The following is a 26738-nucleotide window of genomic DNA, read 5'->3' on the forward strand; positions in this document are numbered from 1 at the left end:
CCTACCCGACGCCGACCGCTACGGTTGCGAGGACGGTGCCGGCCGGCGGGCGGGAGTGACCACATGAGACTGGACGTGCTCGACCACGGGCACCGGCGCCGGGCCCGGCTGTTCCTGGCCACCGTGCGCCGGATGTCCGGTGTGGACATGCCGGACGTCGTGACGATGCTGCTGTACCGCCCGGACTTCTTCGGCCGGCCGATGCTCGCCCTCACGGTCAGCGCGATGCGCGGTCGGTCGTACTGGACCGCCGGCGAGCGCGAGTTCCTGGCCATGTCCACCGCCCGGCTCTTCGAGTGCCCCTTCTGCATCGACGCGCACACCGAGCTCACCCGCCTCGCCTCCCGGGGCTCGCTCGACCCGGACGACCCGGGCACGGCGCGCCCGGAGCTCGTCGCCGTGCGGGACTTCCTCGCCACGGTCACCCGGACCCCTGACCGCGTCGAGGCGGGCGGGATCGCGGGCCTGCCGGACCGGGCGGTCGCGGATGCGTTGCACGTCAACCTCGTCTGGAACACGATCAACCGGCTCGCCCACGCGTTCGGGTTCCGGTTGCGCGAAGGACAACTGCACGCCGGCACGCGGGCGCTGCACCGGTTCGGCTACCGGCTGCCCGGCTTCCTCCTGTCCGGCGGCACTCGCGGCGACCGCTCGGCGGGCCTGGTCGAGAACCTGCGGCGGACCGTGCTCGAGTCACCGGGCCGCACGGATCGGTCCATCCGCGCGGCCGCCGCGGCCGGCACCCCGCTCGACGAGCCGTGGCAGACCTACACCAGCACCGTCCGCGACGCGCCGCACCGGGTGACCGACGCCGACCTCGCCCGCCTCACCGCCGCCGGCCACTCGCAGGACGAGATCTTCGAGCTCACCGTCGCCACCGCCGTCGGCGCCGCCCTGCGCAGCTTCGAGGCCGGCCGCCGCGCGGTCCGGGCCGAGGCCTAGCGCTGGCGCAGACGGTCGATCTCGTGCAGGTCTGCCCGCTCGCCGGCGCCGTGGTGACCCTGCGGTTCTGGACGACCGTGAGCGACGGCCGGCACCAGGAGTCCTTCCGCACCGGCGTCGACGAGCACGGCACGAGCTACGCCGTGGCCAGCAGCCTCACGAAGCGCTGACCGGTCACGCCGCGACGTCCGCCAGCCGGGCCGGCTCGACGGGGGAGCAGCCGCCGAGGAACGCGGCGACGATCTCGGCGCACAGGTCGGGGAGTGCCGCCGCGATGTGGTAGCCGTCGACCGGTAGCACGAGGAAGCCGTAGGAGTCACGGACCTCGGCGTTCCACACGTCCTGCGAGGCGCCGTCGGCGATCGGGCGGTACCGCCTGGACAGGTGCGGCACCCAGGCCGTCCACGAGCGGGCCGACTCCGCCATGCCGTGCACCAGCAGCACGGTCTCCGGCTCCGGTCCCCACAGGTCGGCGTGGCACTCCTCGGCGGAGTACATCGTGCAGGCGTCGCTTGTCTCGATGGCGGGCATTGCCCCAAGCCTCCCGGTCGGTGAGCGCGGTCGTTGACAGGCCATATGACATATCATATATTCTCGCCACCGGTGCGCTCACTCGAGCGAAATGGGCACCGGCTAGTGGTTGGCAGGGTGAGCGTGGCATCGACGTCTACGCGGGAATCGTGCTTCTCATGTTCTTCGCCACCGTGCTGCTCGCCGTGATGCAGGCGATCGAGCGGCGGGTCATGCACTGGAACACCAACCCGGCCGCGATCATCGCCGCGGCGGCCGACGAGTCCATCAAGGGCGTGGTGGCCCAGCCGGTGATCGCCGACGGTGCGGACTGGCTGCACCGGATGCGCCCGCGGCGCGCGGTCGATGAGCAGCTCCCGGGGGTTCTTCCTGCGCAACGCCGACCTGATGACCCGCTACCGCCCGATCGACCACGTGCACCGGTTCGCGAAGCACCTCGTCTGCACGCCACCCATCACCCGTTCCGCGCAACCACTCTGACCGAGAGGTGTCACATGAACCGTGCTCGCGCACCAAGGTTGGCCGCGGCACTGTCGGCGGTCGTGCTCGTCGGGCTCGCCGCGTGTGGGCAGGACACCGCCGCCGGCCCCGGGGCCCTGACGCCGGTCACCATCGTGATCGGCAACACCATCAACTTCGCCGCGCCGCATGTCGCGCTGGAGAAGGGATTCTGGAAGGACGAGGGTCTCGATGTCGACCTCGTCAACATCCAGCACGGGGCGCCGACCGCGCTCGCGTCGATGATCCAGGGCGACTCGTTCATGGCCTTCACCGGTGGGCCGACGGTCATCGCGCCGATCGCCGAAGGTGCCCCGCTCCAGCTGCTCGTGACGGTGGGTCTCGGCTACTCGGTCGAGCTGACCGGGCGGGCCGAGTTCCTGAAGGACCGGGGGATCACCGCGGACTCGTCCATAGCGGACAAGGTGAAAGCGCTGCGTGGCGCCAGGCTCGGCTACGACACGCCCGGCGGGTCCATGGACCGCTTCTACCGCCACATCCTCGGGCGGTACGGCCTGGACGCGGACAAGGACACCACGATGATCGCGCTGAACAACCCGCAGGGCGAGATGGCCGCCCTGCGCCAGGGCAAGATCGACGTGATGGCGGGATCGCCGCCGGTCGGCGTGACCGCGGAGTTCGAGGGCGCGGGCACGTTGTTCCTGCGCCCCTCCGAGGTGCCGGGACTGAAGGACTACCCGTACCTCATCGGCTCGACGACCAAGAAGCAGCTCGCCGACCGGCCGGCGCAGCTCGAGGGCGTCATCCGCGGGCTCCAGCGGGCCTTCGACTTCCTCGGTTCGGACCCGGACGCGTGCAAGGCGATCGTCCGGAAGTCCTTCCCGGACATGAGGCAGGAGGCCTTCGACGCGGCGTTCAAGGACGTCCTCCCGGTGATCCCCGACTCGCCGCTCATCACGAAGAAGTCGTTCGGCGTGCTGGCCGACTTCGAGCGGAGCAACGGCTCGAAGGCGGACTTCGACTACGCCGCGATCGTGCCGGCGGACTTCGTCACCAAGGCACTCGGAAAGGAACGGTGACCATGCCGACGGTGCTGCTCCCGGACGGCGCGGAGCTCAACTGCCTGGTCGACGACTTCCGCTGGCCGTGGGAGGAGTCGGTCCCGGTCTTCATGGTGCACGGGTTCGGCCGCAACGCGCGCTTCTGGGACTGCTGGGTGCCGCGGGTCGCCGGGGCGCACCGGGTCTACCGGCCCGAGATCCGCGGCTGCGGCGAGTCCCCCGTGCCGCCCCGGGACTTCGAGTTCGAGGCGGCGGACCTGGCCACCGACCTCCTGCACGTGATGGACCGGCTGGAGCTGGAGCGGGTGCACTGGGTGGGCGAGCACTCCGGCTCCCTGCTCGGGATGCTGGTCGCCCTGGCCGAGCCGGCGCGGATCGCGAGCCTGGTCCTGTGTGACGCCCCGACGCACATTCCCCGCCGCATCCACGACGACGTGTACCCGATGGGCGAGCCCAGCACCGCCGCGGCACTGGAGAAGTACGGCGTCGCGCAGTGGTGCGCCAAGACCATCGACTACCGGCTCGACACCCGCCACGCCGACCCGCGCCTCGTCGACTGGTACGTCGAACAGATGGGGAGGACACCCGTCCACGTGGCCGCCGGCCTGACCAACTGCTTCGGCAGGGTCAGCATCGCCGACCGGGTCGAGGAGGTCGCGAGCCCGACCCTCCTGCTGATTGGCGGCGCCAGCGGCTGGGTCGCCGAGCAGCAGGTCGCCTCGGCGGCCCGGCTGCCGCACGCGCGCTCGGTCGTGTTCGACGAGTACGGCCACGGGGTCAACCTCCTGGCCCCCGACCGGTGCGTCGACGCGGCCCTCGAGTTCTGGCGGGACCTGGACGGCTGAGCGGCCCGTCTCGGCCAGAACTTCGCCGTGCGGAGCGCCGAGAGCGAGGGCGCCGGCGGTACGTGAACCGGCGCCCTCGCAGCGCCGAGTAGCGTCACGGCCCCGAACGCGATATCGGTTGGCGTGCGACAGCCGAGCGAAGGGATCACCCATGACCAGCGTCGAGCCTGAGACCCAGCATCATCCCGTCGTCGCGTTGACCCGGGAGCGGCGGGCGACGGATCTCCAGCTGCGGGTGGCGGACAAGATCACCTCGTTCGCCGGGTCGATGCCGTTCGTCTACCTGCACGCGGGCTTGTTCGCGGCCTGGATGATCCTCTTCGAGGCCAGCCCGTGGCCGACGCTGACCCTGGTGGTGTCGCTGGAGGCCATCTTCCTGTCGACGTTCGTCATGATCGGCCAGAACCGCCAGTCCGCCTTTCAGCAGGCGAAGGCCGACCATGACTTCGTCGAGCAGGAGCTAGAGCTGAAGACGAACACCGAGCTGACGCGTGCCGTGCACGCGATGACCACGGAGCTCCACCGCCGCCTGGTCGAGGACCCCGACCGGCGCTAGCGCCGGCTCAGCGCGAGCTTTCCGGGATGTGGTCGATGGCGTAGACGACCTGGACGGCGAGATCGCGCGAGGCCTTGTCGCCGAGCTTGGAGTTCTTCCGCAGGACTTCCTGGACGAACGTGACCCGCTGCTCGTAGCGCGAGACGAACTGGACATCGCTCATGCGGTGCTCCTTGAGGGGTTTGCCGGAGAGGCTGGCACCGCGAACTGGGATGTCGTCATGTCCGGAGAGTCTCAGTGTACTCACTCGGCGGCTGCCAGCTCCGCCAGGCCGCCGCCCTGACGTGTGCGGACCGGCGCCTCCGCTGACGGCGCGCGGACCAGCTCCTCGAGCTGCCGGACGATGGCCGCCGGTGGGATCGCCTGCGGCCGGGCGAACACCCGCAGCAGCGTGTCCACGGACTGCTCGACGGTGAACCGCGTGCCGGCGTCCTGCCGGGCGGCCGGCGGGAACGGCCCGCTGTCGACGGCCTCGCGGATGCCCCACGCGAGCGCCTCGGCGTTGTCCGGCTTGACGAGCATCACCCCGCCGCAGTCGGTCTCGGGAAGGCCGCCGTCGTCGGACGCGATCACCCAGCAGCCCGAGTGCTGCGCCTCGATCGAGACGATGCCGAAGGTCTCGTGCCAGTACTGGCTGTTGGACGGCATCACCACGATGTCGTGGTCGGCCATCAGGGCCGCCATCGTGGCCGGGGTCCGGCAGGTGTCGACCACGGAGATGCCGGGATGCTCGCCGAGCAGCCGCTCGATGATCTTGCCCTGCGGCTTGTCCGCGCCCGCGGTCGTCGCGGTGAACGTGAGGTCGACGTCCTGCTCGATGATGTCGATGTGCAGGGTCTCCAGCAGCGTGTAGACGCCCTTCTCCGGGCTCAGCCGGCCGGCGAACAGGACCCGGGTCTTGCCGGACACCCGGCGCGGCCGGGGCTGCGTGGCGAAGCACGGCTCGGCGAACGGGTAGACGACGTTGATCGTCTCGACGTCGACGTCGAGGTATGCCGACCACAGCTCGGCCGCGTACCGGCTGGTGGCGATCAGCGCGCGATCCCTGGTCCCCTCGACGGCGAACGCCTTCTGCTCCTCCCGGATGGGCGGCGGGTTGTGCAGGATCAGGAACGCCGGGTGCCTCGTCGCGACCGGGTGGGGCTCGTTGACGAAGACGACGGTGCCCTCGAGCGCGCCGATGTCGGCCACGGCCGGCAAGGACAGGAACGGGATGTCGGTGAACTCGTCCCTCCCGTCGCCGGTGCCCAGGCCGATGGTGACCACCTGCGCGGGTATGCCGCGCCGGGTCAGCTCCCGGACCTGGCCGACGGTGTAGTTCTCGGAGCCGCCTGTGCCGGCGGGGAGCGGGTTTCCCGGGGACCAGATGAACGAGATCAACGTGTGCTGCCTACGATTCCACAGTGGACATACCGACCGCGGGCCGGTCGGCGGCGCAGTTCAATCCTTCGGCGAATGCTCGGAAACGGTGCTCGGACCCAGGATGTCGGCGGGAACCACGACATGACTGACTGGGACGGTCACCGGACAGTAGCACGTGCGATGACCCCGCCGGCCGGACTGAGTCGGTGCTCACCCGCCGGCCGGGCGGTCGGGGATCAGGACCGCCAGGTGTGCACCGGCTCGTAGCCCAGCACCCGGCGGGCCTTGTCGATGGACAGCAGCGTCTCGTGCGGGCCGAACTCCCGCTTGCGCGGTACGTCGGGGTACACCTCGGCGAGCAGCTCGTCGTTGGGCCTCGACATCACCGTGTCCGCGTTGGCGATGACGAACACCTCGAAGCCGGTGCCGTCGTGGGCCAGCGCCCGGCGGACCGCCTGCGCGCCGTCGCGCGCGTCGATGTAGGACCACAGGTTCCAGCTGCGGAGCCGGGCATCGGCGTCGAACGACGGGAAGGCGGCGTAGTCGGCGGGCTCCATGACGTTGGAGAACCGCAGGCCGATGATCTTCAGCGCCGGGTCCCAGCGGCAGAACTGCGCGGCCATCTGCTCGTCCAGGAGCTTGCCGAGCGAGTAGGCGGTCTCCGGCCGGCCGGGGTACTCCTCGTCGACCGGGACGTAGGGCGGCGGGGTGTCGAACGGCAGCCCGAGCACGGTCTCGCTGGAGGCCCACACGACGTTGCGGATGCCGGCCAGGCGCGCCGCGGCGAACACGTTGTACGTCGACGGCACGTTGTTGGCGAACGTTGCCGCGTTGCCGGCGACCCCCGGGCCGGGGATGGCCGCCAGGTGCACGACCGCGTCGACCCCGTCATGACGCGCGTCGATGCCGGTCAGCGCCTCGACGACCTGGCCGTAGTCGGTGAGGTCGACCCGGGTGTGCGGGCAGACCGGCTCGGCGGGCGGCGCCAGGTCGAGGTTGTGCACCTCCCAGCCGTGCTCGAGCAGCTCGGCCACGACCGCCCGGCCGAGCTTGCCGCTTCCACCGGTGACCGCGACGCGCGCCATCCAGCCTCCTCGTTGTGCCGACAGGGCGAGGACAGGCTACGGCCCGCGGCTACACGTCCCGGCGGCCCGCCCGGCCGGTGAGCGTCTCGACCAGCGTGCGGGCGATGGCGGTCTGGCCCGCCAGGGTCGGGTGCACCCCGTCCTCGCCCTGCAGGCCGGGGTCGGCCGGCATGCCGAACGTGGCGACCAGGTCGACGAGCGGGCCGTCGAGCTCGCGCATCGCGGTGGCGAGGGCACCGATGTCGTCGTTGCGCCAGGTCGAGCCGCCGAACCGGAACGCCGGGAACCCGGCCACCCGGTCCTCGTGCACCGGCACCGGGGTGAGCCACACCCAGCTCGCGGCCGGCGCGATCGCCCGCATCCGCGCCAGGTTCGCGACGCTCGCGGTCGGACCCACCTGCGGGACGGTCGGCTCCGGCCCGACCCGGGTGACGTCGTTGCCGCCTAGCGCGCACAGCACCCAGTCCGGCTTGGTGCCGGCGACGGTGGCCGGCCAGCGGCGCAGCACCATCGTCGTCGTGTGCGCGGACAGGCCGCCGTTGACCACCCGCACGCCCAGCTCCGGCCGGCGCTGCTCGAGCAGGTACCGCAGGATCTCCGCCCACGACTGCAGGTCGTCGGTGACGCTGTCGCCGACCGCGAGCACCGTCTCCCCGGCGGCGAACGGGAGCCCGTCGACGCGAGCGGCGAACGCGGCGTCGGCGAGGAGGTCCCTCGCCGCGGACTCGGCCCGCGCGGCGAACCCGGCGCGGACGGACTCGTACTCGGCCGCCGTCAACCCGAACACCGCCGGCAGCGCGTCGGTCATCCCCGGCAGGTAGCCGTAGAGCTTGTCCAGGTGGGTGTACTGCAACCAGCTCGTGGTCATCGCTGCTCCTCGGAAGGCTTGGTGGGACGGGAGAACGGCGGCATCCCGGCCAGCAGGCCGCCGTCGACGGGCACGATCGCGCCGGTGACGAACTCCGCGCCCGGCCCGCACAGCCAGACCGCGGCGGCCGCGACCTCCTCGGGCCGGCCGAGCCGCCGCGCCGGCACGGACGCGGCGACGTGTTCCCGGGCCACCGGGCCGGCCCGGTCGAGGTTCTCGGTGTGGATGGGGCCCGGCTCGAGCGCGTTGACCCGGATGCCGGCGGCCGCGTAGTCGAGGGCCGCGGTGCGGGTGAGGCCGACCAGGCCGGACTTGGCCGACACGTAGCCGGCCAGGCCGCCCACCGGCCACTGCGCCGCCGTGGAGGACATGTTGACGATCGCCCCGCCGCCCCCGGCCAGCATCGCGGGGATCTGGAACTTCATCGCCAGGAACACCCCGCGCAGGCTGACCGCGATCGCGCTGTCGAAGTCCGCGACCGCGACGTCGGCGAGGGGAGTCGGGCCGTGCCCGCCGCCCGCGGCGTTGTTGACCGCGACGTCGAGCCGGCCGTACGCGCCGACGGTCTGCTCGACCAGCCGGCTGACCGAGTCCGCGTACCGCACGTCGGTGGGGACGACGATCGCGCTCCCGCCGCGGCCGGTGATCTCCTCGGCCACGGCGTGCAACGCCTGCTCGTCCCGCGCGGCGAGCACGACCTTGGCGCCGGCTTCGCTCATGGCCCTGGCCGTCGCCGCGCCGATGCCCCGGCTGGCGCCGGTGACGAGCGCGACGCGGCCCTCGAGGGAACGGTTCGTTGTCGACATGTCGGCCTCAGGGCCGGCTCGGGCGGCCGGGGATCGGCGGCGCGCCGGGCGTGCCGGCGACGAAGCTGGTGTGCACGTGCGCCACCCGCCAGCCGTCGGTCTCCCCGCGCAGGACGATCGTGGCGCGCAGGGCCTGGGGCACCGGGTGTCCCTGGTAGGTGCCCTCGCCGGTCTGCAGGGCCAGGACGACGGCGTGGTCGCCGTGCTCCTTGACCCGCGGGTCCTCCAGGCGCAGCGCCGAGTAGCGCAGCGCGCCGCTCGCGTGCCGGTCCAGCCACTCGGCCCGGCTGAGGACGAACCCCAGCGGGCCGACGCCGGCGAAGTCGTCGGTCAGCAGCGCGTCGATCGTGGCGGCGTCCCCGCCGGCCTCCGCGGCCACCCAGGCCGCCGCGGCGACTCCCGCGTCCTCGTGCGTGTCGTTCATGATCTTCTCCTGTCCGTGTCGTTACTGGTCACGACGCTAGGACGGTTGGCGCGCGGGCGAATCAGCAAAGTTGCCAGTCACGTGCGGCGGGCACGAGACAGGCACTAGCCTCGGCGCATGCTGCACGGGCGGGCCAAGGAGCAGGCCGCGGTCGGCGCCCTGCTCACCGAGGCCCGGGCCGGCGCCGGTGGCGCGCTGGTCCTGCGGGGCGAGCCCGGCATCGGCAAGAGCGCGCTCCTCGACCACGCCGCGGCGCACGCGGCCGGCATGCGGGTGCTGCGGACCGCGGGGGTCGAGCCGGAGCTGGACCTGGGCCACGCGACGATGCACCGGCTGCTGCTGCCGCTGCTGGACGGTGTCGGCCGGCTCCCACCCGCCCAGGCCGACGCGCTCGACGCGGTGTTCGGGCGGTCGCGGGCACCGGCCCCGGACCGCTTCCTGGTCGCGCTCGCGACGCTCACGCTGCTGTCCGACGCCGCGCAGGACCGGCCGCTGCTGTGCCTGGTCGACGACGCGCACTGGGCGGACCGGCCGTCGCTCGACGTGCTCGCGTTCGCCGCCCGCCGGGTGGGTGCCGAGCCGATCGCGCTGGTCGTCGCGGCCCGCTCCGACGCGCACCGGGCCGGGCCGCTCGCCGGCCTGCCGGAGCTCCCGCTCGCCGGGCTCGACCGGGCGTCCGCGCGCCTGCTGCTGGGCGAGCGCGGTGGCACTCCCGCCGACGAGGACCTGCTGCTGCGCACCGCGGCGGGCAACCCGCTGGCGCTGCGGGAGCTGCCCGCCGGCATCCCCGCGGGCGGCCCGACCGGCGAGCCGCTGCCGCTGGTCGACCGGCTGCAGGAGGCGTTCCTCGACCGCCTGCGCCATCACGGTGCCGGGGCGCGGCGGCTGCTCCTGCTCGCCGCGGCGGACGGGACCGGCCGGCCCGCCGTGCTGCTCCGGGCCGCGGCCACCGAACCGGGCGCCATACTGGACGAGCTGGGCGACCTGCTCGTCACGAGCGGCTCGACCGTCGCGTTCGGACACCCGCTCGTCCGCTCGGCGGTCTACCACGCCGCGAGCCCGGCCGAGCGCAGGGCGGCCCACCTCGCGCTGGCCGCCGCGCTCGCGCCGGACCCCGCCGACCAGGACCGCAGGGCGTGGCATCTCGGGCAGGCAGCGGACGGTCCGGACGAGACGGTCGCGGCCGAGCTCGAGCGGGCAGCCGAGCGGGCGATCCGCCGGGCCGGGCCCGCCGCGGCGGCGTCCGCGCTCGCCAGGGCCGCCGAGCTGACCCCGCCCGGCCCCGACCGGGCCCGCCGGCTGACCGCGGCGGCCGCCGCGTCATGGCACGGCGGGGACGCCGCCCGCGCGGTCGACCGGCTCGACCTGGCCGAAGCGCAGGCACCGGCCTCCCGGACGTCGATCGCGATGCTGCGGGCGCTGATCGAGCTGCGCGCCGGCAACCCGGCCGACGCCCTGCGACTCCTGCGGCCCGTCGCCGCCGACGCCCTGCGCGCGGGCCCGGCCACCGCGATCGAGCTGCTCATGCTGTTCGGCGAGGCCGGCTACCACGCCGACGACGCCGAGGCGTGGCGCGAGGTCACCGACGCCGTCGAACGGATGCCGCTGACCGGGGACGACCCCGACCACGCGCTGCTGCGGCTCGCCCGCGCGGTCGGCCGGGTCCGCCTGGGCGCCCCACCCGGGCTGGCCGACGGCGACCTCGCGGCCGTCGAGCAGCTCACCGATCCCGGCCGGCTGTGCTGGGCGGGCGGCATGGTCTGGGGGCTCGGGGACCGGGCACGCAGCCGGTGGTTGCGGCGCAGGGCGATGGAGCGGGCCACGGCCGTCGGCGCCATCGGCACCCTGGCGTGGGTACTGGAGTTCGTCGTGGTCGACGAGCTGGCGGCCGGCCGGCTGCGGGCCGCCGAGGCACACGCCGACGAGGGGCACCGGCACGCCGTGGAGACCGGCCAGCCCAACCTCGGCTGCTGGTTCCGCGGCGTCCTCGCCACCCTCGCGGCGCTGCGAGGGCGGGAGGCGGACGCGCGGGAGCTGGCCGACGAGGTCCTCGCCGACGCGGTCGGCCGCAACCTCGTCGCGGCGACGGCGCTGGCCAACCGGGCGCTCGGCCTGCTCGACCTCGCCGCGGGCCGGGCCGAGCAGGCCGTCGGGCACTTCCGCCCGCTCGACGGTCCCGCCCACCCTGGTCTGGTCCTGCAGAACGTCCCGGACTTCGTCGAGGCCGCCTACCGGCTCGACCGGCCGGAGCAGGCGGCCGAGCCGCTCGGCCGCTACACCCGCTGGGCGGAGGCGACCGGGTCCCCGGACCTGCGCGCGCTCGCCGCCCGCTGCCAGGCGCTGAGCGGGGTGGGCGACGTCGAGGACGCGTTCCGGCGCGCGCTGGCCCTGCACCCGGTGGGGGAGCAGCCCCTCGAGCGGGCCCGCACCCAGCTCCTGTTCGGCGAGTACCTGCGCCGCGTGCGCCGCAAGTCCGACGCCAAGGCACAGCTGCGGGCCGCGCGGACGACGTTCAAGCACCTCGGCGCGACGGCGTGGGCCAACCGCGCCGGCGACGAGCTCCGCGCCACGGGGGAGACCGCCGCCGATCCCACCCCCGACGCGCTCGCCGCGCTGACCCCGCAGGAGCTGCGGATCGCCACCGCGGTCGCGGACGGCGCCACGAACCGCGAGGTCGCCGCGCAGCTGTTCCTCAGCACCCGCACGGTCGACTACCACCTGCGGAAGGTGTTCCAGAAGACCGGGATCAGCGCACGCGGCGAGCTGATCCGGCTCACCCTCTCGGGCCCGGACGGCCCGGCCGGTGGCCTCGGCTGAGCGGTCAGGTGTTCCGTTTGGTGAGGGCGACGAGGTAGCGGCAGGTCCGGCCGGTCGGGTTGACGAACGCGCACGCGGACGGCGGGCCGAGCTGGAGGCAGTCGCCCGCGTCGAGCTGGTGCTCGACCTCGCCCTCGCGGAAGACCAGCCGCCCGTCGAGCATCCAGATCTGCTGGTGGATGAACGCGTAGACGTCGGCGGGGAACACGATCTCCGCGCCGGCCGGCAGCTCGACCTCGACGAGCTCCAGCGGCCCGCCGGTGGCCGGCGACACCGCGCGACGGCGGTAGCCGGTGGCCGGGTCGACCCACGTCGGCTGGTCCGCGGCCCGCACGAGCCGCCGGTCGTCGCCCTCGGCGCGGGCCACGAGCTCGGACAGCGTCAGGCCCAGCGCGGCCGACAGGCGGCCGAGCAGCGCGGCGGTCGGCTGGGCCTCGCCACGCTCGATCTTGGCGATCATCGCCCGGGACACGCCGGACCGTTCGGCGAGGACGGTGACCGTGAGCTCGCCGGCGAGCCGGGCGGCGTGCAGCGTGGCGGCGATGGACACGGACAGCGGATCCGACATGAGTTCACCATAGTGCCGTCTGCCGCTACTATCGTGCGCATGAGCGGTGGGCAGCTGATCCGGGACGCCTCGGCGCGCGACGCGGACGCGTGCGCGGCGATCTACGCCCCGTACGTCACCGGCACGGCGATCACGTTCGAGAGCGACCCGCCTTCGCCGGCGCAGATGGCCGAGCGCATCGCGGCGGCCGCGCGCGAGCACGCCTGGGTCGTGCTCGAGGCCGACGGCCGCGTCGTCGGTTACGCCTACGGCGGCCCGTACAAGTCCCGCGCGGCGTACCGCTGGTCGTGCGAGGTGAGCGTCTACCTCGAGCGCGGCCGGCGGCGGACCGGCGGCGGCCGTGCGCTCTACGACGCGTTGTTCTCCCGGCTCGCCGCGCGCGGCTTCCGCACCGCCGTCGCGGGGATGACGCTGCCGAACGAGGCGAGCGTCGGGCTGCACCGCGCGCTGGGCTTCGAGCCGGTGGGGACCTACCGCCGCATCGGCTGGAAGCACGGCGCCTGGCACGACGTCGCCTGGACCCAGCGGCCGATCACCCCGAACACGGACGAACCGCCCGACGATCTTCGGTGATCCGCCGCCGCGAAGGTTGATCGACAACGAATTGGGCATACCTGTGCCGGGTTGGCGTGTTCTACCCGCGAGAAGGGCGCTCATGGCGGATCATCCACGCATGGTCAACACAGGGACGCCGGCACTCTGGGATCCGGGGCGAGTCGCCGTCGGGGTCGTCGCCGCGGTGTTCTTCCTGGCAGGGGTGCTCGGGCTGGTGTCCGGCGCCAGCTTCGGCGTCCCGGTCGCGGCGGGCAACGACGCCGTCCACCTGGCGCTCGGCGTCACCGGGCTGGCGATGGCCAGGAGCGCCCGCGGCTCGCGGACCTTCCTCATCGCGGGCGGGGTCGTGTACTTCCTGTGGCACTACGGCGGCGCCATCGTGCTCACCAACGGAACCGCACCCATCTCGCTGGACACGGTCAACGACTGGCTGAACCTGTGGCTCGCGGTGAGCATGATCGCGCTCGCCTGCCTCGTCGGGGACCGGCGCCGCGAACCCAGCACCGAGACCGGCCGCGAGTCCCAGCTCTCGCTGACGTGGCGCGAGGTCCGCGCGTCCACCGCCGGCCCGACCGCGCGGCCACGCCGCCCCCGGCCGGCCGCCGGCAGCCGCCCGCCCGCACCCGGCCGGAGCGTGTACTTCTAAAGCTGTCGATTGGGCACGGGCTCGTTCGCCGTAGTGGTGAGGGCGTCATCCCGGACGCCCGCCACGGCGAAGGAGTGACATGCGCAAGCTGCTGGTGACCACGTTCGTCTCGCTGGACGGGGTGATGCAGGGCCCGGGTGGGCCCGACGAGGACCGCGACGGCGGGTTCGAGCACGGCGGCTGGGCGGTGCCGCACTTCGACGAGCAGCTCATCAAGCTCATGGCCGAGCTGACCGGCCAGGCCGGCGCGCTCCTGTTGGGGCGCAAGACCTACGACACGTTCGCCGCCGCCTGGCCGCTGGCCGAGGCCGACGACCCCATCGGGGCGAAGCTCAACAGCATGCCCAAGTTCGTCGCGTCGCGCACACTGTCCACTGTGTCCTGGCGGAACTCGACGCTGCTCACCGGCGACGTCGCCGACGCGGTCGGCGCGCTCAAGCGGGGCGCGGGCGCGGAGATCCAGGTCCACGGCAGCGGCGAGCTGGTCCAGACGCTCGTCGCGCACGACCTCGTCGACGAGTTCCACCTGCTGGTCTTCCCGGTGCTCGTCGGCTCCGGCAAGCGGCTCTTCGGGGCGGGCACGGTCCCGGCCGGCCTCACCCTCGTCGACACCTGGACGTCGGCCACCGGTGTCGTCGTCAGCAGGTACGCGCGGGCCGGCGCGGTCCAATACGGTGCGATGGGCCCCGAGACCGGGAACTGGTGAGGAGCAGCGATGCCGCAGTACGCGATTCTGATCTACGAGAAGGAGACCCCGGGCGGCGTTGCCGACATCCCGCCCGAGGTGATGGAGGCCAACATGCGGGCGGGTGAGGAGATCGCCGCGATGGGCGTGACGGTCGTGCACGAGCAGGCGCTGGAGCCGAGCGCGGCCGCCCGGACGATCCACAAGGACGGCCTGGTGACCGACGGCCCGTTCATCGAGAGCAAGGAGGTGATCGCCGGATTCTTCGTGGTGGACGCCACGGACCTCGACCAGGCGATCGCCATCGGCAAGCTGCTCCCCATCATGGACGGCGCCGTCGAGGTGCGCCCGCTGCTCACGCAGTGACCTCGGTCCGGCAGGCGGTCGCCGACGCGCACCGTCGCGAGTGGGCCACGGTGCTCGCCGCGACGGTGCGCGTCGCCCGCGACCTCGACCTCGCGGAGGAGTGCGTCCAGGACGCCTACGCCGCCGCGCTCGACGCGTGGACCCGCGACGGCCTGCCGGCCCGGCCGGGCGCGTGGCTCACCACCGCGGCCCGGCACAGCGCGCTGGATGCGTTGCGCAGGGCCACGACGCTGCGGTCGAAGCTGCACCTGCTCGTGGAGCCGGAGGCGGCCGACCCGGAGGTCCCGGAGGTCCCGGTCGTTCCCGATGACCGGCTGCGGCTGGTCTTCCTGTGCTGCCACCCGGCGCTGGCCACCGAGGCACAGGTCGCGCTCACCCTGCGGCTGGTCTGCGGCGTGCCGACGCCGGACATCGCGGACGCGTTCCTGGTGCCGCAGTCGACGATGGCGGCCCGGCTCACCCGGGCGAAGAAGAAGGTCGCCGCGGCACGGATCCCGTTCCGCATGCCCGCGGCCGCCGCGCTGCCGGACCGGCTGGACGCGGCTCTCACGACGATCCACCTGCTCTTCACCACCGGCCACACCGCGCCCGCGGGACCCGCATTGGCCAGGACCGACCTCGCGGAGCACGCCCTGGACCTGGCCCGCATGCTCCACCGGCTGATGCCCGACGAGCGCGAGGTGCGCGGACTGCTCGCGCTGCTCCTCGCCAACCACGCCCGCCGGGCCACCCGCACCGCGGCCGACGGCCGCCTGCTGCTGCTGGCGGAGCAGGACCGCGCGACCTGGGACCAGCAGGCCATCGCCGAGGCGCACGACCTGGTCCCGGGCGCGCTCCGCGGCGGCAGCCCCGGCCGGTTCGCCCTGCAGGCCGCCATCGCGGCACTGCATGCCACCGCGCCGGCCTATGCCGACACGGACTGGCCCCAGATCCTGCAGGTGTACGACGAGCTGGTGCGGGCGTGGCCGTCGCCGGTGGTCGCGCTCAACCGGGCGGTCGCGGTCGCGATGGTCAGCGGGCCGGCCACCGCGCTTGCGGAGGTCGAGGCGCTGGAACGGGACGAGCGCCTCGCCGGCTACCGCTACCTCCCGGCGGTCAAGGCCGACCTGCTGCGCCGGCTGGGCCGGCCGGCCGAGGCCGCGCTGGCCTACGAACGCGCGCTCACCCTCACCGGCAACGACGCCGAGCGCGCGTTCCTCACCGGCCGCCTCGCCGAGACGACCTGACCAGGCGCAGGCGCGGGCCTGGGCCGCCGCGGCGGCCGGGTGTCATCCCAGAAACGCCGCGATGGTCTTCGTGAACCAGGTCGGGTCGTCCAGCCAGGGGAAGTGGGCGGCACCCGGCTGGGTGGAGAGCGTGGCGTTCGGGAACAGGCCGGCCAGCTCGGCCACCACGCGCGGGGGGCTGTTCAGGTCGACCTCTCCGGCGAGCAGGAGAACCGGCGCCTCGAGGGTCGCCAGCGCGGCGCGGGTGGCCTCGGGGTCGAAGGCGCCCTCGGAGCCGAAGATCACGGCCGCCTCGTCGTTGCGCCGGGCCTCCCCGCGGGCGTGGTGGGCCTGGGTCGCGGCGTCCCACCGGCCGTAGGCGAACGGGGTCAGGGCGGCCCAGTCGCTGTCGGTGGCCTGGCCCGCGTTGATCCTCTCGAAGGCCGCCGATGCCGGACCGGACGGGCCTTCGCGCAGTCGCAGCACCCCGCGGCGGTCGTCGGCGGTCACGGTGAGGCCCACGGCGTAGACGCTCGGGGTCACCAGGACGAGCTTGCCGACGCGCGCGGGATACCGGGCCGCGTACAGCACCGCGAGGTTCGTGCCGCCGGAGTGCGAGAGCAGGTTCAGGCGGTCGAGACCGAGCTGCTCGCGCAGCGCCTCGACGTCGTCGACCAGGCGGTCGCAGCGGTACGAGGCCGGGTCGGCCGGTGTCGCCGACTGCCCGGTGCCCCGGTGGTCCAGCATGATCAGCCGCAGCCGCTCGGACAGGCCGCCGAGGTCGCCGAGATACTCGGCGTCCTGCATCGGACCGCCCGGCAGGCAGACCAGCGGGGCACCCTCTCCGAGGAGGTGGTAGGCGAGTTCGGTGCCGTCATACGCGGCGAGGGCAGGCATGGGCGAGATCGTCCCAGCGCGACCCCGACCGGGCAACCGAGTTGAATACGCTGTGCGCGTGAGTGATCCCGAGACCGGCAAGCGCGTCGCCTGGGCCGAGCTGTTCTTCGACCTCGTCTTCGTCTTCGCCATCACGCAGCTGGTCGCGCTGCTGCACCACGACCACTCCTGGGACGGCGTCGGCCGCGCGGTCGTCGTGTTCCTGCCGATCTACTGGGTCTGGGTCGGCACGACCATGCAGACGAACCACCGCAACCTCGACAAGCCGGCCGAGCGGATCGCGGTCTTCTTCGTGGCGCTGTGCGGGCTCGTCATGGCGTTCGCGCTGCCGCACGCCTACGACGACCGCGGGCTGCTGTTCGCCGGCGCGTACTGGGCGGCCCGGCTCGGCTTCGGGCTGTTCGCGTTCCGCGGCAACCTGTCGCGCATCCAGCCGTTCACCGTGAGCATGGTGTTCACCGGCCCGCTGCTCGTGGTCGGCGCCCTGTTCGACGGCCCGGTGCGGGAGATCCTCTGGCTCGCCGGCGCGCTGCTCGACCTCGCGATGCCGTCGCTCCTGCGCCACCGCCTGGCGACGATGTACTTCGACGCCGGCCACCTGACCGAGCGGTTCGGCCTGTTCGTGCTCATCGCGATCGGCGAGTCGATCGTGGCGATCGGCGTGCCGGCGGCCAACTCGGGCGCCGCGGTCGGCGCGGCCACGCTCTGCGCGGTGGGCGCGGCGTTCGTGCTGTGCTGCGGCCTGTGGTGGGTGTACTTCCACTTCGCGAACGACGCGATGCGGCACGCGCTGACGAACGCGCCGACCCAGCTGACCATCACCAGGTACGTCCTGTCCTACGGGCACGTGGTGTTCATCGCCGCGATCGTCGCGATCGCCGTCGGCATGGAGGAGACCGTCGCCGCGCCGGGCCACCACCTGTCGTGGTCGTTCGTGGGCTTCCTCTTCGGCGGGACGGCGCTGTTCCTGGCGACGTTCGGCTACACGCGCCGGATGATGTTCAGGCTGTGGTCGGTCACCCGCCTGACGGCGGCGCTGTGCGTGCTGGCGCTGATGCCGGTCGCCCACCTGGTCCCGGCGCTGGCCGCGATCCTGCTCCTCGGCGCGGTGGTCATCGCGCTGAACGTGGTGGAGTACCAACGGACCCGCGCCCGGGTGCGGGTGCGGTCACGGTAGGAGCAAGGTCGCGTGGCTCGCCGAGGGGCTGCCGCCGTACCTGTCCGCAAGACGACACCACCCGCCCGCTGACCGCGCTCGGCGGACTGTCCACACGCGACAACCAGCTGGGCCGCGGGCCGCTCAGGTGCGGGTGGCCACGGGGTCTTCCCCCAACGGCGTGGCGTCGTCGAGGAAGCCGCCCGACTGGTGCTGCCACAGCCTCGCGTACATGCCGGACCGGGCGAGCAGCTGCTCGTGGGTGCCCTGCTCGACGATCGCGCCGTGGTCGAGGACCACGAGCTGGTCCATCCGCGCGACCGTGCTCAGCCGGTGCGCCACCACGATCGCGGTCCGGCCGTCCATGATCCGCCACAGGGCCTGCTGGATCAGGATCTCGCTCTCCGAGTCCAGCGCGCTCGTGGCCTCGTCGAGCAGCAGGATCGGCGCGTTCCGCAGGATCGCGCGGGCGAGCGCCACCCGCTGGCGCTGCCCGCCGGACAGCTTCACCCCGCGCTCGCCGACGAGCGTCTCGAACCCGTCGGGCAGCGTCTCGGCGAACTCGGTCACGTGTGCCGCCCCGGCGGCCGCGACGATCTCGGCGTCGGTGGCGTCCGGCCGGGCGAACGCGATGTTCTCGCGCAGCGTCCGGTGGAACATGGCCGGCTCCTGGGGCACGTAGCCGATCAGCCCGCGCAGGTCCGCCTGGCGCAACCGGGAGATGTCCTGCCCGCCGATGCGGATCGTCCCCGCCTGGATGTCCATCATCCGCAGGAGCAGCTGGGTGAGCGTGGTCTTGCCGCCACCGGAGCGGCCGACGAGCCCGACCTTGGTGCCGCTGGGCACCACGAGGTCCAGGCCGGTGAACAACGCGGGCGCGCCGGCGTGGGCGAAGTGGACCCGCTCGAACCGGACGTCGGCCGCCGCCGGCCGCAGCGGCTCCGGCGAGTCCGGGTCGACCACGGTGGGCGGGGTGAGCAGCAGCTCGGTGAACTGGGCCGCCTCGGTGAGCGAGCTCTCGAGCCTGCGGTAGATCTGGTTGAACTCGAACATGATCCGGGTCGCGTTGGAGAAGTACGCGAACGTCACCACGATCGCCTCGACACCGAGCCGGCCGCCGCCGAGGCCGATGGCGAGCAGCAGGCCGAGCGCGTTGGTGAGCACCGACAGCGGCGCGACCAGCGTGTCGATGCGCAGGTTGGCGTAGTCCCAGGAGCGGATGGCGAGCCGGCGTTGCTCGGCGACCCTGGCGCGGTGCTCGGCGGCCTCGCGGTCCTCGGCGGCGAAGGCGCGCACCGTGGCCATGTTCATCAGGCTGTCGGCGACGTGGCCGGAGACCCGCGCGATGGCGGCCTCGCGCTCGTCGACGAGCGACTGCCGCCGCCGCACGAGCGGCGCGATGCACAGCCCGGTGACCGCGATGAGGCTCACGAGCGCGACGACCAGCAGCGGGTCGTAGCGCCACAACACGACCGACGCGAACACCAGCGGCACGACGCTGGCGACGACGTTGAACGCGAACGTGTCGACGAACTCCTCGAACCGGGACGCGAAGCTCAGCACCCGCTTGGTGAGCGAGCCGGCGAAGTTGTCGTGGAAGAACGCGGCGTCCTTGGCGAGCAGCTCGTTCATGCCGAGCACGTACAGGTTCTCGATCCCGCGCCCGTCCGTCCGATTGAGACAGTGCACGCCGGTCCGCCACAGCGCCTCGGCCAGCAGCATCAGGCCGGCGAAGGCGAGCACCGAGGGCAGCACGGTGGCGATGCTGACGTCCGCTCCGCCGGCGAGGCGCCCGGCGACGTCGGCGACGACGAGCGGAACGAGGTACAGCAGGCAGATGTTGCCCAACGCCGGCAACAGCAGCGCCGGCAGGGCGACCCGCTTGCGGCTGGACAGCTCGCGCCGGTAGTAGCGCAGCGCGAGCAACACCGCCGTCTTGCGTGTGGACACGGCGGCTCGCCCCCTCTCCGCGACTCCCGAGCGGCCCGCGACCGTCTCATGGTGCCGGAGCCGGCCGGCCGGGGGCGATCGAATATCGGGCTCGGTCAGTCGTGGCGGGCACGGGTGAGGTTCGGCCGCGCGGCGTCAGTCCTGAGTGGACCGGTCGCGCAGCGCGACGAGCGCGGCCCGGGTCTCCGCCCAGCGCTCGTTGGCGGCGATCGCGGGGGTCGCGTGGAACTCCATGGGGCGCAACGGGATGCCGAGCGAGTCGCGCTTGTGCCAGACCACCTCGCAGGTGAGGCAGGCGAACCCGGCGTGCTCCTCGGTCGCCCGCACGCGCAGCTTCGCGTAATGCGCGGCCGTGCCGTCGGCGGCGATGAGCGTGGCCGTGCCGGTGCGGGCGAGGTTGGCCCGCGCGGTGGCGCTCGCGACGGCGACGAGCAGCCTGTCGCCCGCGGGCAGGAGTTCCGCCGTGCACAGCAGCAGCACGTGCGGGAAGCCCGCCTCGTCCACCGTGACGAACGGGAACGCCTGCTCGGCGCGGTCCGGCTCGGGCCACGGTTCGAGCAGCCGGGCCAGCGCGCCCGAGCCGGACCTGCCGACCACGAGCCGGCTCGGTTCGGGCATGGCTCACCTCCGGTGCGGGCAGCGTACGCCGGATGCCGCACCGCTCGGCGCGAGTTCGCCGGGCAGGAGTACGTGCACGCCTACCACCGCCGCCCGGACGGGCACATCGCCTGGCGCCGGCTCAGCGGAAGCGCACGCGGTCCAGCAGGCCGTCCATCAGCTCGGGCAGCGGCGTCTCCCCGGCGCGCTCGAGCCACAGCACGCCCGCCGTCCGCATGGTGGCCAGGAACGTCGCCGCCATCAGGCGGGCGAGGTCGGCGTCGGTGCGACCGCGGCCGAGGATCACCTCGGCCAGGTCGCGTTCCAGGGCCATCTGGTCCGCGGCCTGGCGGGCCAGCAGCGACGGGTGCCGGCGCAGCAGCCGTAGCTGCGCCACCCACTCCGGGTCGGGCAGGGTCCGCTCGGCGTACAGCTCCGCGGCGGCGCGCCGCAGGGCGAGCCAGGGCCGCTCCGCGGCGGGGCGGGCGCGGACGAGGTCCAGCATCCGGCGGGTGCGTTCGCGGTCCGCGTGCAGGACCGCGTCCTCCTTGTTGGCGAAGTAGTTCGAGAATGTCCGGCGGGAGACGCCCACCTCGTCCGCGATGTCCTCGATCGTCACGTTGTCGAACCCGCTCGCCATCGCGAGCCGGAGGGCAGCATCGTGCAGCGACTGCCTCGTCGCGGCTTTCTTGCGCTCACGAAGGGTGCCGACGGACTCCACGGGTACACCCTATCGGGGACTGGTAGGTTCCTATTGTGCAATTTTGCACTCTGAGCAAGAATGATGCCAAACGGGGCACACGAACTTGGAAGGCAGTGAAGGGAATGGCCGAGGGGAACGCGGCCGACGAGGTGATGCCACGCCGACAGGTGCTGGAGTCGCTGAGCGGCTTGCTGCTGGTGCTGTTCGTCGCGATGATCAGCTCGACCGTGGTGTCGATCGCCCTGCCACGGATCATCGGTTCGCTCAACGGAACGCAGACCCAGTACACCTGGGTGGTCACGGCGACCTTGTTGACCGCGACCGCGAGCACGCCCATTTGGGGCAAGCTCGCCGACCTGTTCAACAAGAAGACGCTCGTCCAGGTCGCGATCGTGGTCTTCGTGCTCGGCTCGATGGCCGCGGGCTTCGCGCAGAACGCCGAGCAGATCATCGCCGCCCGCGCGTTCCAGGGCCTGGGGGTCGGGGGCCTGCAGGCACTGGTCCAGGTCGTGATCGCGGCGATCATCCCGCCTCGCGAGCGCGGCCGGTACAACGGCTACCTCGGCGCCGTCATGGCCGTGGCCACGGTGGGTGGCCCGCTGCTCGGCGGGCTCATCGTCGACGTGTCGTGGCTGGGCTGGCGGTGGTGTTTCTTCGTGGGCGTGCCCATCGCCGTGGTCGCGTTCACTGTGCTGCAGAAGACCCTGCACCTGGAGACCATCCGCCGGTCGAACGTGTACGTGGACTACGCCGGCGCCGCGCTGATCGCGGTCGGCGTGAGCATCCTGCTGATCTGGGTGTCGTTCGTCGGCAGCTCGTTCGACTGGATGTCGTGGCAGACCGCGGCCATGGCCGGCGGTGGGCTGGTGGTGCTGCTGGTCGCCGTGTGGGTCGAGTCCCGGGTGCCGGAACCCGTGGTGCCACTGCACATCGTGCGCACCAGGACCACGGCGCTCGCGATCATCGGCAGCCTCGCGGTGGGCATCGCGATGTTCGGCGGGGCGGTGTTCCTCGGCCAGTACTTCCAGATCGGCCGCGGCTACAGTCCGACCCAGGCCGGACTGCTGACCATCCCGCTGATGGCCGGCGTGCTCGTGGCCTCGACCGTGTCCGGCCAGCTGATCAGCCGTACCGGCGTGATCAAGCCCTACATCGTCGCCGGCTCGGTCCTGCTGGTCATCGGGTTCCTCGGGCTCGGCACGATCGACCACGCCACCTCGCTGGTCTTCGTGTCCGCCGCGATGGTCCTGGTCGGCGTCGGGGTCGGCATGACCATGCAGAACCTGGTGCTGGCGGTGCAGAACTCGGTGCCGCTGCGTGACCTCGGCGCGGCCAGCGCGTCGGTCACGTTCTTCCGCTCGCTCGGCGGCACGATCGGCGTGTCCGTGCTCGGCGCGGTGCTGGCCCACCGGGTCACCGCCGACCTCACCGCCGCGCTCGGCGGGCACGGGCTCACCACGGGCGGGACCACGAGCGCGCTGAACCTGGCCGCGCTGCCGCCGGACATCCAGCAGGTGGTGCGCCAGGTCTACGGCGACGCGACCGCGCACATCTTCCTGATCTCGGCGGCCGCGGGCGTGGTCGGCGTCATCGCGGCGCTGCTGCTCAAGCCGATCACCCTGCGCACCACCATCGACCTCGAACAGGTGGAGCAGGACCAGCAGGTGAACGACCCGATCGTGGGATAGGCGGTTGTCATGGACGGCAACGTGGCCGGCCTGGGTGAGCCCTCGCGGGCGTACGAGCCGACGGTGGAACGCTTCGGTCCCCAGCCGGGGCCGGGGCGGACCATGCTCGTGGGGGTCGACGGCAGCGACACCGCGATGCGGGCGGCGGCCTACGCGATCGGCCTCGCGCGGCGGCAGGGCTACCGGCTGCTCGTGGCGTTCGTCGTCACCCGGTCGGGGCTCGCGCTCACCGGGCCGGCGGCCGCGTTCGAGCTCCGCACCCAGCAGCAGCTGCACGAGGAGCTGCGCGAGCAGGTCCGGTCGGCGGCGGAGGAGTTCGGCGTGCCGGTGACGTACCTGCGGGTGTACGGCGACCCGGTCACGGCCCTGCGGGAGGCAGCGGACTGCAGCCACGCGGACACCGTGGTGGTCGGCGCGTCGACGAGTGCCGGGCACCGGTTCGCCGGCTCGGTGGCGACCAGGCTGATCAAGACGGGGCACTGGCCGGTGGTCGTCGTTCCGTGAGCGCTGTTCCTGACCGTGTTGTTGGAAACTTACGATCTATGGATGCGCTGGGTTATCGTTGGCCTACGCAGCGTCTAGGAGGTCGGGTCCCATGCGACGTGGTCGGTTGTTCCGTTGGCTGGCGGCAGGTCTCGTCGTGGCCGGGGCGGCGACGGTGAGCGGGGGAGCGGCCGGCGCGGTGAACGCCGACGCGATGGCCTTCGCCCAGCAGGCGGCCGGGCAGCGGGTCATCTACTCCTACCCCGGCCTCACGCCACCGCAGAGCCTGCTCGCCCGGATCCGCGCGGGCGAGGCCGCCGGTGTGATCTTCTTCGGCGAGAACGTGTCCAGCCTGTCGCAGATCTCCGGGGTGGTGGCGCAGCTGCGGGCGGCGGCCGCGCAGAGCCCGTCGTCTCAGCCGCTGCTGCTGATGACCGACCAGGAGGGCGGGCAGATCCGCCGGCTGCCCGGCGAGCCCGCGTTGTCGCACAAGGAGATCGGCCAGTCCGCCGACCCGGCCACCGCGGCGACGAACGCCGGACGCGGCGCGGGGCAGAACCTCGCGGGCGTCGACATGAACGTGAACCTGGCGCCGGTGCTCGACGTGTTCCATGCGCCGGGAGACCTGATGGACCAGTACAAACGCTCGTTCAGCGCCAACGCGACCACGGTGGGCCAGCTCGGCGCGAACTACGTCCGGGCGCAGCAGGCCGTGGGTGTCGCCGCCACCGTGAAGCACTTTCCCGGCCTCGGCCCGGCGAACGCCGCGGACAACACCGACACCAAACCGGTGACGCTGAACGTGTCGCTGTCCACCTTGCGCAGCGTGCACGAGGCGCCGTACCAGCCGTCGATCGCCGCGGGGGCGAAGCTCGTGATGCTGTCCTGGGCGGTCTACCCGGCGCTGGACTCCCGTCCGGCGGGGCTGTCGTCCGTGGTCGTCCAGCAGGAGCTGCGCACCCGCAACGGGTTCACCGGCGTCACCATCTCCGACGCCCTCGAGGCGGGCGCCCTGCGTGACTACGGCACGACCGCCAACCGCGCGGTGCTCGCCGCGCAGGCGGGCGTGGACCTGATCCTGGCCTCGGCCCGCGACGTGAACCAGGGCGACCAGGCCGCCCAGGCCCTGGCCAACGCCCTCGCCGACGGCACCCTCGACAGCGGAGCCTTCGGCGACGCGCTGGCCAGGGTCAACGCCCTGCGCGCCGGCCTGACCTAGACCGGCACCGGCACCGGGCGCTCCTCGCGCGGCGGCTCGGTGAGCTTCTCGCCCTCGACGTCGACGTTGGGCAGCAGGCGGTCGAGCCAGCGGGGGAGCCACCAGGCCCGCTTGCCCAGCAACGACATCACCGCGGGCACGATCGTCATGCGGACCACGAACGCGTCCACCGCGACGCCGACCGCGAGCGCGAAGCCGATCGACTGGATCAGCGAGTCCTGGGCGAGAACGAACCCGGCGAACACGCTGGTCATGATCAGCGCGGCGGCCACCACCACCCGGGCGCCGTGCCGGAACCCGGCCACCATCGCCTCGCCCGCCGGGGCGCCGTGCACGTACTCCTCGCGCATCCGGGTCACCAGGAACACCTGGTAGTCCATCGCGAGTCCGAAGAGGACACCGATGAGCAGGATCGGCAGCATGCTCATGATCGGCCCGGTGCTCTCCACGCCGAGCGCGCCGGCGAGCCAGCCCCACTGGAACACCGCGACAACTGCGCCGAACGTGGCCGCGACCGAGGCGAGGAAGCCCAGCGTCGCCTTGAGCGGCACGATCACCGAGCGGAACACCAGCATCAGCAACAGGAACGCGAGCCCGACGATCAGCGCGAGGTAGGGGATCATCGCGCCGGCGAGCTTGGCGGAGACGTCGATGTTGGCGGCGGTCTGGCCGGTCACCGAGATCTCCGCGCCGGTGGTGTCGTGCAGTGTGCCGCCGGCCGCGCGGATCTTGCCGACGAGGTCCTCGGTGGCCGCGTCGCTCGGGCCGGTCCGCGGGATCACGGTCAGCAGCGTCGTGTCGCCCGCGCGGTTGTGCTGCGGCGGGGTCGTCCCGGCGACGCCGAGCGCCTCGATCCGCCGCACGGTCTGCTGCACGGCGTCCTGCGGGTTGGCGCTGCCGGAGGTGTCGACGACGACGGTCAGCGGCCCGTTGGCGCCGGGGCCGAAGCCCTTGCTCACGAGCTCGTAGGCCTTGTGCTGGCTGGAGTCCGGCGCGGCGTTGGCGTCGTTGGGCAGGCCGAGCTGCATGCTCGCGGCGGGCACGGCGAGCAGCCCGAGGCCGAGCAGGGCGATCACCAGCGCGGATACGCGGCGGCGCGCGACGAGGCGGGCCCAGCGCTCGCCCATGCTGGTCCGGCCGGGCTTGGGGCCGCCGTTGAGGCCGCGGATCCGGGCGCCGCGCACCCGGTCGCCGGCGAACCCGAGCACGGCGGGGAGCAGCGTGATCGCGATGAGGACCGCGACGGCGACGGTGATCGCGGCGGCGACACCCATCTCGCCGAGGAACGGGATGCCGACGACGGTGAGGCCGGCGAGCGCGACGATCACGGTGAGCCCGGCGAAGACGACGGCCGAGCCGGCGGTGCCGACCGCGCGCGCGGCGGCGCGCTCGTGGTCGAGGCCGCGGGCGAGCTCGTTGCGGTAGCGGGAGACGATGAAGAGCGCGTAGTCGATGCCGACCGCCAGGCCGATCATCAGCGCGAGCACCGGGGTGTTGGCGTTGAGCTCGAGGAAGCCGGACGCGGTGGTGATGCCGGCCATGCCGACGCCGACCCCGACGAGCGCGGTGAGCAGCGGCAGCCCGGCGGCGAGCAGCGAGCCGAACGTGATGACGAGGACCAGCGCGGCGACGAGGACGCCGAGGATCTCGGTGGCGCCGGTCGCGGGCGCGGCCCGGGTGGCGTCGCCGCCGAGCTCGACCGTGAGCCCCGCGCTCTCCCCGGACCGGGCCGCCTTCTCCAGGCCCGCGCGGTCGGCGTCGGTGAGCGCGAACGCCTGCTGGTCGTAGCCGACCTGGACGAGGGCGACCGTGCCGTCCGGCGAGACGGCGCGAGTCTTGAACGGGTCGGTCACCCGGGCGACCTCGGGCGCGTTCTCGATCGCGGCGACGACGCGCTCGACGGCTGCCTTGTTGGCCGGGTCGGTGAAGGTCTGCCCCTCTGGTGCGGCGATCGCGACACGTGCGGTGCCGCCGCCGATGCCGGCCTCGGGGAAGGTCGACTTCAGGTGGTCGATGGCGCGCTGGGCCTCGGTGCCGGGGATGGTCACGGCGTTCGTGAGCTGGCCGGACAGGCCCACCGCGCCGATGCCGAGCACGATCAGCAGGGCCGCCCAGACGCCGGTGACCAGCCACCGGCGGCGGAAGGACGCGCGGCCGAGGCGGTAGAGGAATGTCGCCACCTGTGGACTCCTTCGTTCGGTTCGCTCGGTTCCCGAAGCTAGCCGATCGGCAAGCGCCCGCCAAGCCGATCGGCAAGTATGTGA

The 26738-nt window shown here is 73.0% G+C and carries 30 protein-coding genes; 16 read left to right on the plus strand and 14 right to left on the minus strand.

Annotation, left to right across the window (positions count from 1 at the left end):
* The first annotated feature begins 63 nt into the window (after positions 1 to 63).
* Together VGD70_RS11105 and VGD70_RS11110 are read left to right on the plus strand one after the other, a co-directional pair.
* Positions 64 to 942 (plus strand): hypothetical protein, encoded by an 879-nt coding sequence (locus tag VGD70_RS11105; RefSeq protein WP_331080755.1) that lies wholly within the window; start codon positions 64 to 66, stop codon positions 940 to 942.
* Positions 943 to 965: 23 nt separating this feature from the next.
* Positions 966 to 1112 (plus strand): hypothetical protein, encoded by a 147-nt coding sequence (locus VGD70_RS11110; RefSeq protein WP_331080756.1) that lies wholly within the window; start codon positions 966 to 968, stop codon positions 1110 to 1112.
* Positions 1113 to 1116: 4 nt separating this feature from the next.
* Here the strand turns inward: VGD70_RS11110 and VGD70_RS11115 are convergent, their stop codons facing one another.
* Both VGD70_RS11115 and VGD70_RS11120 read right to left on the minus strand, forming a co-directional pair.
* Entirely contained in the window at positions 1117 to 1473 is a 357-nt protein-coding gene (locus VGD70_RS11115; protein ID WP_331080758.1) for a hypothetical protein, read from the minus strand.
* Positions 1474 to 1609: 136 nt separating this feature from the next.
* A complete protein-coding gene (locus VGD70_RS11120; RefSeq protein WP_331080760.1) occupies positions 1610 to 1741 on the minus strand; it encodes a hypothetical protein in 132 nt (43 codons plus the stop codon).
* Between the two features lie 77 nt (positions 1742 to 1818).
* Here VGD70_RS11120 and VGD70_RS11125 point away from each other — a divergent pair, with 77 nt between their 5' ends.
* The 4 genes from VGD70_RS11125 to VGD70_RS11140 all read left to right on the plus strand — a co-directional run bounded on the left by VGD70_RS11125 (position 1819) and on the right by VGD70_RS11140 (position 4394).
* Positions 1819 to 1953: a hypothetical protein gene (locus VGD70_RS11125; protein WP_331080762.1), complete on the plus strand. Its 135-nt coding sequence runs from the start codon at positions 1819 to 1821 to the stop codon at positions 1951 to 1953.
* Between the two features lie 14 nt (positions 1954 to 1967).
* Entirely contained in the window at positions 1968 to 3011 is a 1044-nt protein-coding gene (locus tag VGD70_RS11130; protein WP_331080764.1) for an ABC transporter substrate-binding protein, read from the plus strand.
* A 2-nt stretch (positions 3012 to 3013) separates the two neighbouring features.
* Positions 3014 to 3838 carry an alpha/beta fold hydrolase gene (locus tag VGD70_RS11135; protein ID WP_331080832.1) on the plus strand — a complete coding sequence of 275 codons (825 nt, stop codon included), beginning with the start codon at positions 3014 to 3016 and terminating at the stop codon, positions 3836 to 3838.
* Between the two features lie 151 nt (positions 3839 to 3989).
* On the plus strand, positions 3990 to 4394 hold the full coding sequence (locus VGD70_RS11140; RefSeq protein WP_331080766.1) for a DUF1003 domain-containing protein: 405 nt from the start codon (positions 3990 to 3992) through the stop codon (positions 4392 to 4394).
* 7 nt (positions 4395 to 4401) lie between these two features.
* On the opposite strand, the gene VGD70_RS11145 is transcribed toward VGD70_RS11140, so the two are convergent.
* From VGD70_RS11145 to VGD70_RS11170, 6 genes are all read right to left on the minus strand, one after another.
* On the minus strand, positions 4402 to 4557 hold the full coding sequence (locus tag VGD70_RS11145) for a DUF6307 family protein (protein ID WP_331080768.1): 156 nt from the start codon (positions 4555 to 4557) through the stop codon (positions 4402 to 4404).
* An 80-nt stretch (positions 4558 to 4637) separates the two neighbouring features.
* Positions 4638 to 5774 (minus strand): glycosyltransferase family 4 protein, encoded by a 1137-nt coding sequence (locus VGD70_RS11150; protein WP_331080770.1) that lies wholly within the window; start codon positions 5772 to 5774, stop codon positions 4638 to 4640.
* Between the two features lie 218 nt (positions 5775 to 5992).
* On the minus strand, positions 5993 to 6841 hold the full coding sequence (locus VGD70_RS11155) for an NAD(P)-dependent oxidoreductase (RefSeq protein WP_331080772.1): 849 nt from the start codon (positions 6839 to 6841) through the stop codon (positions 5993 to 5995).
* Between the two features lie 49 nt (positions 6842 to 6890).
* Positions 6891 to 7709 carry an SGNH/GDSL hydrolase family protein gene (locus VGD70_RS11160; RefSeq protein ID WP_331080774.1) on the minus strand — a complete coding sequence of 273 codons (819 nt, stop codon included), beginning with the start codon at positions 7707 to 7709 and terminating at the stop codon, positions 6891 to 6893.
* Entirely contained in the window at positions 7706 to 8515 is an 810-nt protein-coding gene (locus VGD70_RS11165) for an SDR family NAD(P)-dependent oxidoreductase (RefSeq protein ID WP_331080776.1), read from the minus strand. The genes VGD70_RS11160 and VGD70_RS11165 overlap by 4 nt, the downstream gene beginning before the upstream one ends.
* 7 nt (positions 8516 to 8522) lie before the next feature.
* Positions 8523 to 8939, minus strand: a complete 417-nt coding sequence (locus tag VGD70_RS11170; protein ID WP_331080778.1) for a nuclear transport factor 2 family protein — start codon at positions 8937 to 8939, stop codon at positions 8523 to 8525.
* A 117-nt stretch (positions 8940 to 9056) separates the two neighbouring features.
* Between VGD70_RS11170 and VGD70_RS11175 the strand changes: the two genes are divergently transcribed.
* Positions 9057 to 11756 carry a helix-turn-helix transcriptional regulator gene (locus tag VGD70_RS11175; RefSeq protein WP_331080780.1) on the plus strand — a complete coding sequence of 900 codons (2700 nt, stop codon included), beginning with the start codon at positions 9057 to 9059 and terminating at the stop codon, positions 11754 to 11756.
* Between the two features lie 4 nt (positions 11757 to 11760).
* On the opposite strand, the gene VGD70_RS11180 is transcribed toward VGD70_RS11175, so the two are convergent.
* Entirely contained in the window at positions 11761 to 12324 is a 564-nt protein-coding gene (locus VGD70_RS11180) for a helix-turn-helix domain-containing protein (RefSeq protein WP_331080782.1), read from the minus strand.
* A gap of 39 nt (positions 12325 to 12363) precedes the next feature.
* On the opposite strand from VGD70_RS11180, the gene VGD70_RS11185 reads away from it, so the two are divergent.
* The 5 genes from VGD70_RS11185 (at position 12364) to VGD70_RS11205 (ending at position 15802) form a co-directional block, all read left to right on the plus strand.
* Entirely contained in the window at positions 12364 to 12897 is a 534-nt protein-coding gene (locus VGD70_RS11185) for an N-acetyltransferase family protein (protein WP_331080783.1), read from the plus strand.
* Positions 12898 to 12997: 100 nt separating this feature from the next.
* Positions 12998 to 13525: a DUF4383 domain-containing protein gene (locus VGD70_RS11190; RefSeq protein ID WP_331080784.1), complete on the plus strand. Its 528-nt coding sequence runs from the start codon at positions 12998 to 13000 to the stop codon at positions 13523 to 13525.
* A 79-nt stretch (positions 13526 to 13604) separates the two neighbouring features.
* Positions 13605 to 14231 (plus strand): dihydrofolate reductase family protein, encoded by a 627-nt coding sequence (locus VGD70_RS11195; protein ID WP_331080785.1) that lies wholly within the window; start codon positions 13605 to 13607, stop codon positions 14229 to 14231.
* 9 nt (positions 14232 to 14240) lie between these two features.
* The gene (locus VGD70_RS11200; RefSeq protein WP_331080786.1) at positions 14241 to 14576 is read left to right on the plus strand and encodes a YciI family protein; all 336 of its coding nucleotides are present in this window, start codon (positions 14241 to 14243) and stop codon (positions 14574 to 14576) included.
* The gene (locus VGD70_RS11205; protein WP_331080788.1) at positions 14573 to 15802 is read left to right on the plus strand and encodes an RNA polymerase sigma factor; all 1230 of its coding nucleotides are present in this window, start codon (positions 14573 to 14575) and stop codon (positions 15800 to 15802) included. The genes VGD70_RS11200 and VGD70_RS11205 overlap by 4 nt, the downstream gene beginning before the upstream one ends.
* A 42-nt stretch (positions 15803 to 15844) precedes the next feature.
* Here the strand turns inward: VGD70_RS11205 and VGD70_RS11210 are convergent, their stop codons facing one another.
* Positions 15845 to 16678 (minus strand): alpha/beta hydrolase, encoded by an 834-nt coding sequence (locus VGD70_RS11210; RefSeq protein ID WP_331080789.1) that lies wholly within the window; start codon positions 16676 to 16678, stop codon positions 15845 to 15847.
* 58 nt (positions 16679 to 16736) lie between these two features.
* On the opposite strand from VGD70_RS11210, the gene VGD70_RS11215 reads away from it, so the two are divergent.
* The gene (locus tag VGD70_RS11215; protein ID WP_331080791.1) at positions 16737 to 17855 is read left to right on the plus strand and encodes a low temperature requirement protein A; all 1119 of its coding nucleotides are present in this window, start codon (positions 16737 to 16739) and stop codon (positions 17853 to 17855) included.
* A gap of 123 nt (positions 17856 to 17978) precedes the next feature.
* On the opposite strand, the gene VGD70_RS11220 is transcribed toward VGD70_RS11215, so the two are convergent.
* From VGD70_RS11220 to VGD70_RS11230, 3 genes are all read right to left on the minus strand, one after another.
* Entirely contained in the window at positions 17979 to 19784 is a 1806-nt protein-coding gene (locus tag VGD70_RS11220; RefSeq protein WP_331080793.1) for an ABC transporter ATP-binding protein, read from the minus strand.
* A 135-nt stretch (positions 19785 to 19919) separates the two neighbouring features.
* Positions 19920 to 20402, minus strand: coding sequence for a hypothetical protein (locus VGD70_RS11225; protein ID WP_331080795.1), 483 nt, complete (start codon positions 20400 to 20402; stop codon positions 19920 to 19922).
* Positions 20403 to 20523: 121 nt separating this feature from the next.
* Entirely contained in the window at positions 20524 to 21102 is a 579-nt protein-coding gene (locus VGD70_RS11230) for a TetR/AcrR family transcriptional regulator (protein ID WP_331080797.1), read from the minus strand.
* A 104-nt stretch (positions 21103 to 21206) separates the two neighbouring features.
* On the opposite strand from VGD70_RS11230, the gene VGD70_RS11235 reads away from it, so the two are divergent.
* The 3 genes from VGD70_RS11235 (at position 21207) to VGD70_RS11245 (ending at position 24474) form a co-directional block, all read left to right on the plus strand.
* Complete coding sequence (locus VGD70_RS11235; protein ID WP_414637939.1) at positions 21207 to 22772, plus strand: MDR family MFS transporter; 1566 nt, start codon at positions 21207 to 21209, stop codon at positions 22770 to 22772.
* Positions 22773 to 22781: 9 nt separating this feature from the next.
* On the plus strand, positions 22782 to 23276 hold the full coding sequence (locus tag VGD70_RS11240; RefSeq protein WP_331080798.1) for a universal stress protein: 495 nt from the start codon (positions 22782 to 22784) through the stop codon (positions 23274 to 23276).
* Between the two features lie 91 nt (positions 23277 to 23367).
* The gene (locus tag VGD70_RS11245) at positions 23368 to 24474 is read left to right on the plus strand and encodes a glycoside hydrolase family 3 N-terminal domain-containing protein (protein WP_331080800.1); all 1107 of its coding nucleotides are present in this window, start codon (positions 23368 to 23370) and stop codon (positions 24472 to 24474) included.
* On the opposite strand, the gene VGD70_RS11250 is transcribed toward VGD70_RS11245, so the two are convergent.
* Positions 24471 to 26654, minus strand: a complete 2184-nt coding sequence (locus VGD70_RS11250) for an MMPL family transporter (protein ID WP_331080802.1) — start codon at positions 26652 to 26654, stop codon at positions 24471 to 24473. The two genes, VGD70_RS11245 and VGD70_RS11250, sit on opposite strands and share 4 nt — an antisense overlap.
* Positions 26655 to 26738: the final 84 nt, after the last annotated feature.

Source organism: Actinophytocola sp., from assembly GCF_036402745.1.
Classification (GTDB): domain Bacteria; phylum Actinomycetota; class Actinomycetes; order Mycobacteriales; family Pseudonocardiaceae; genus Actinophytocola.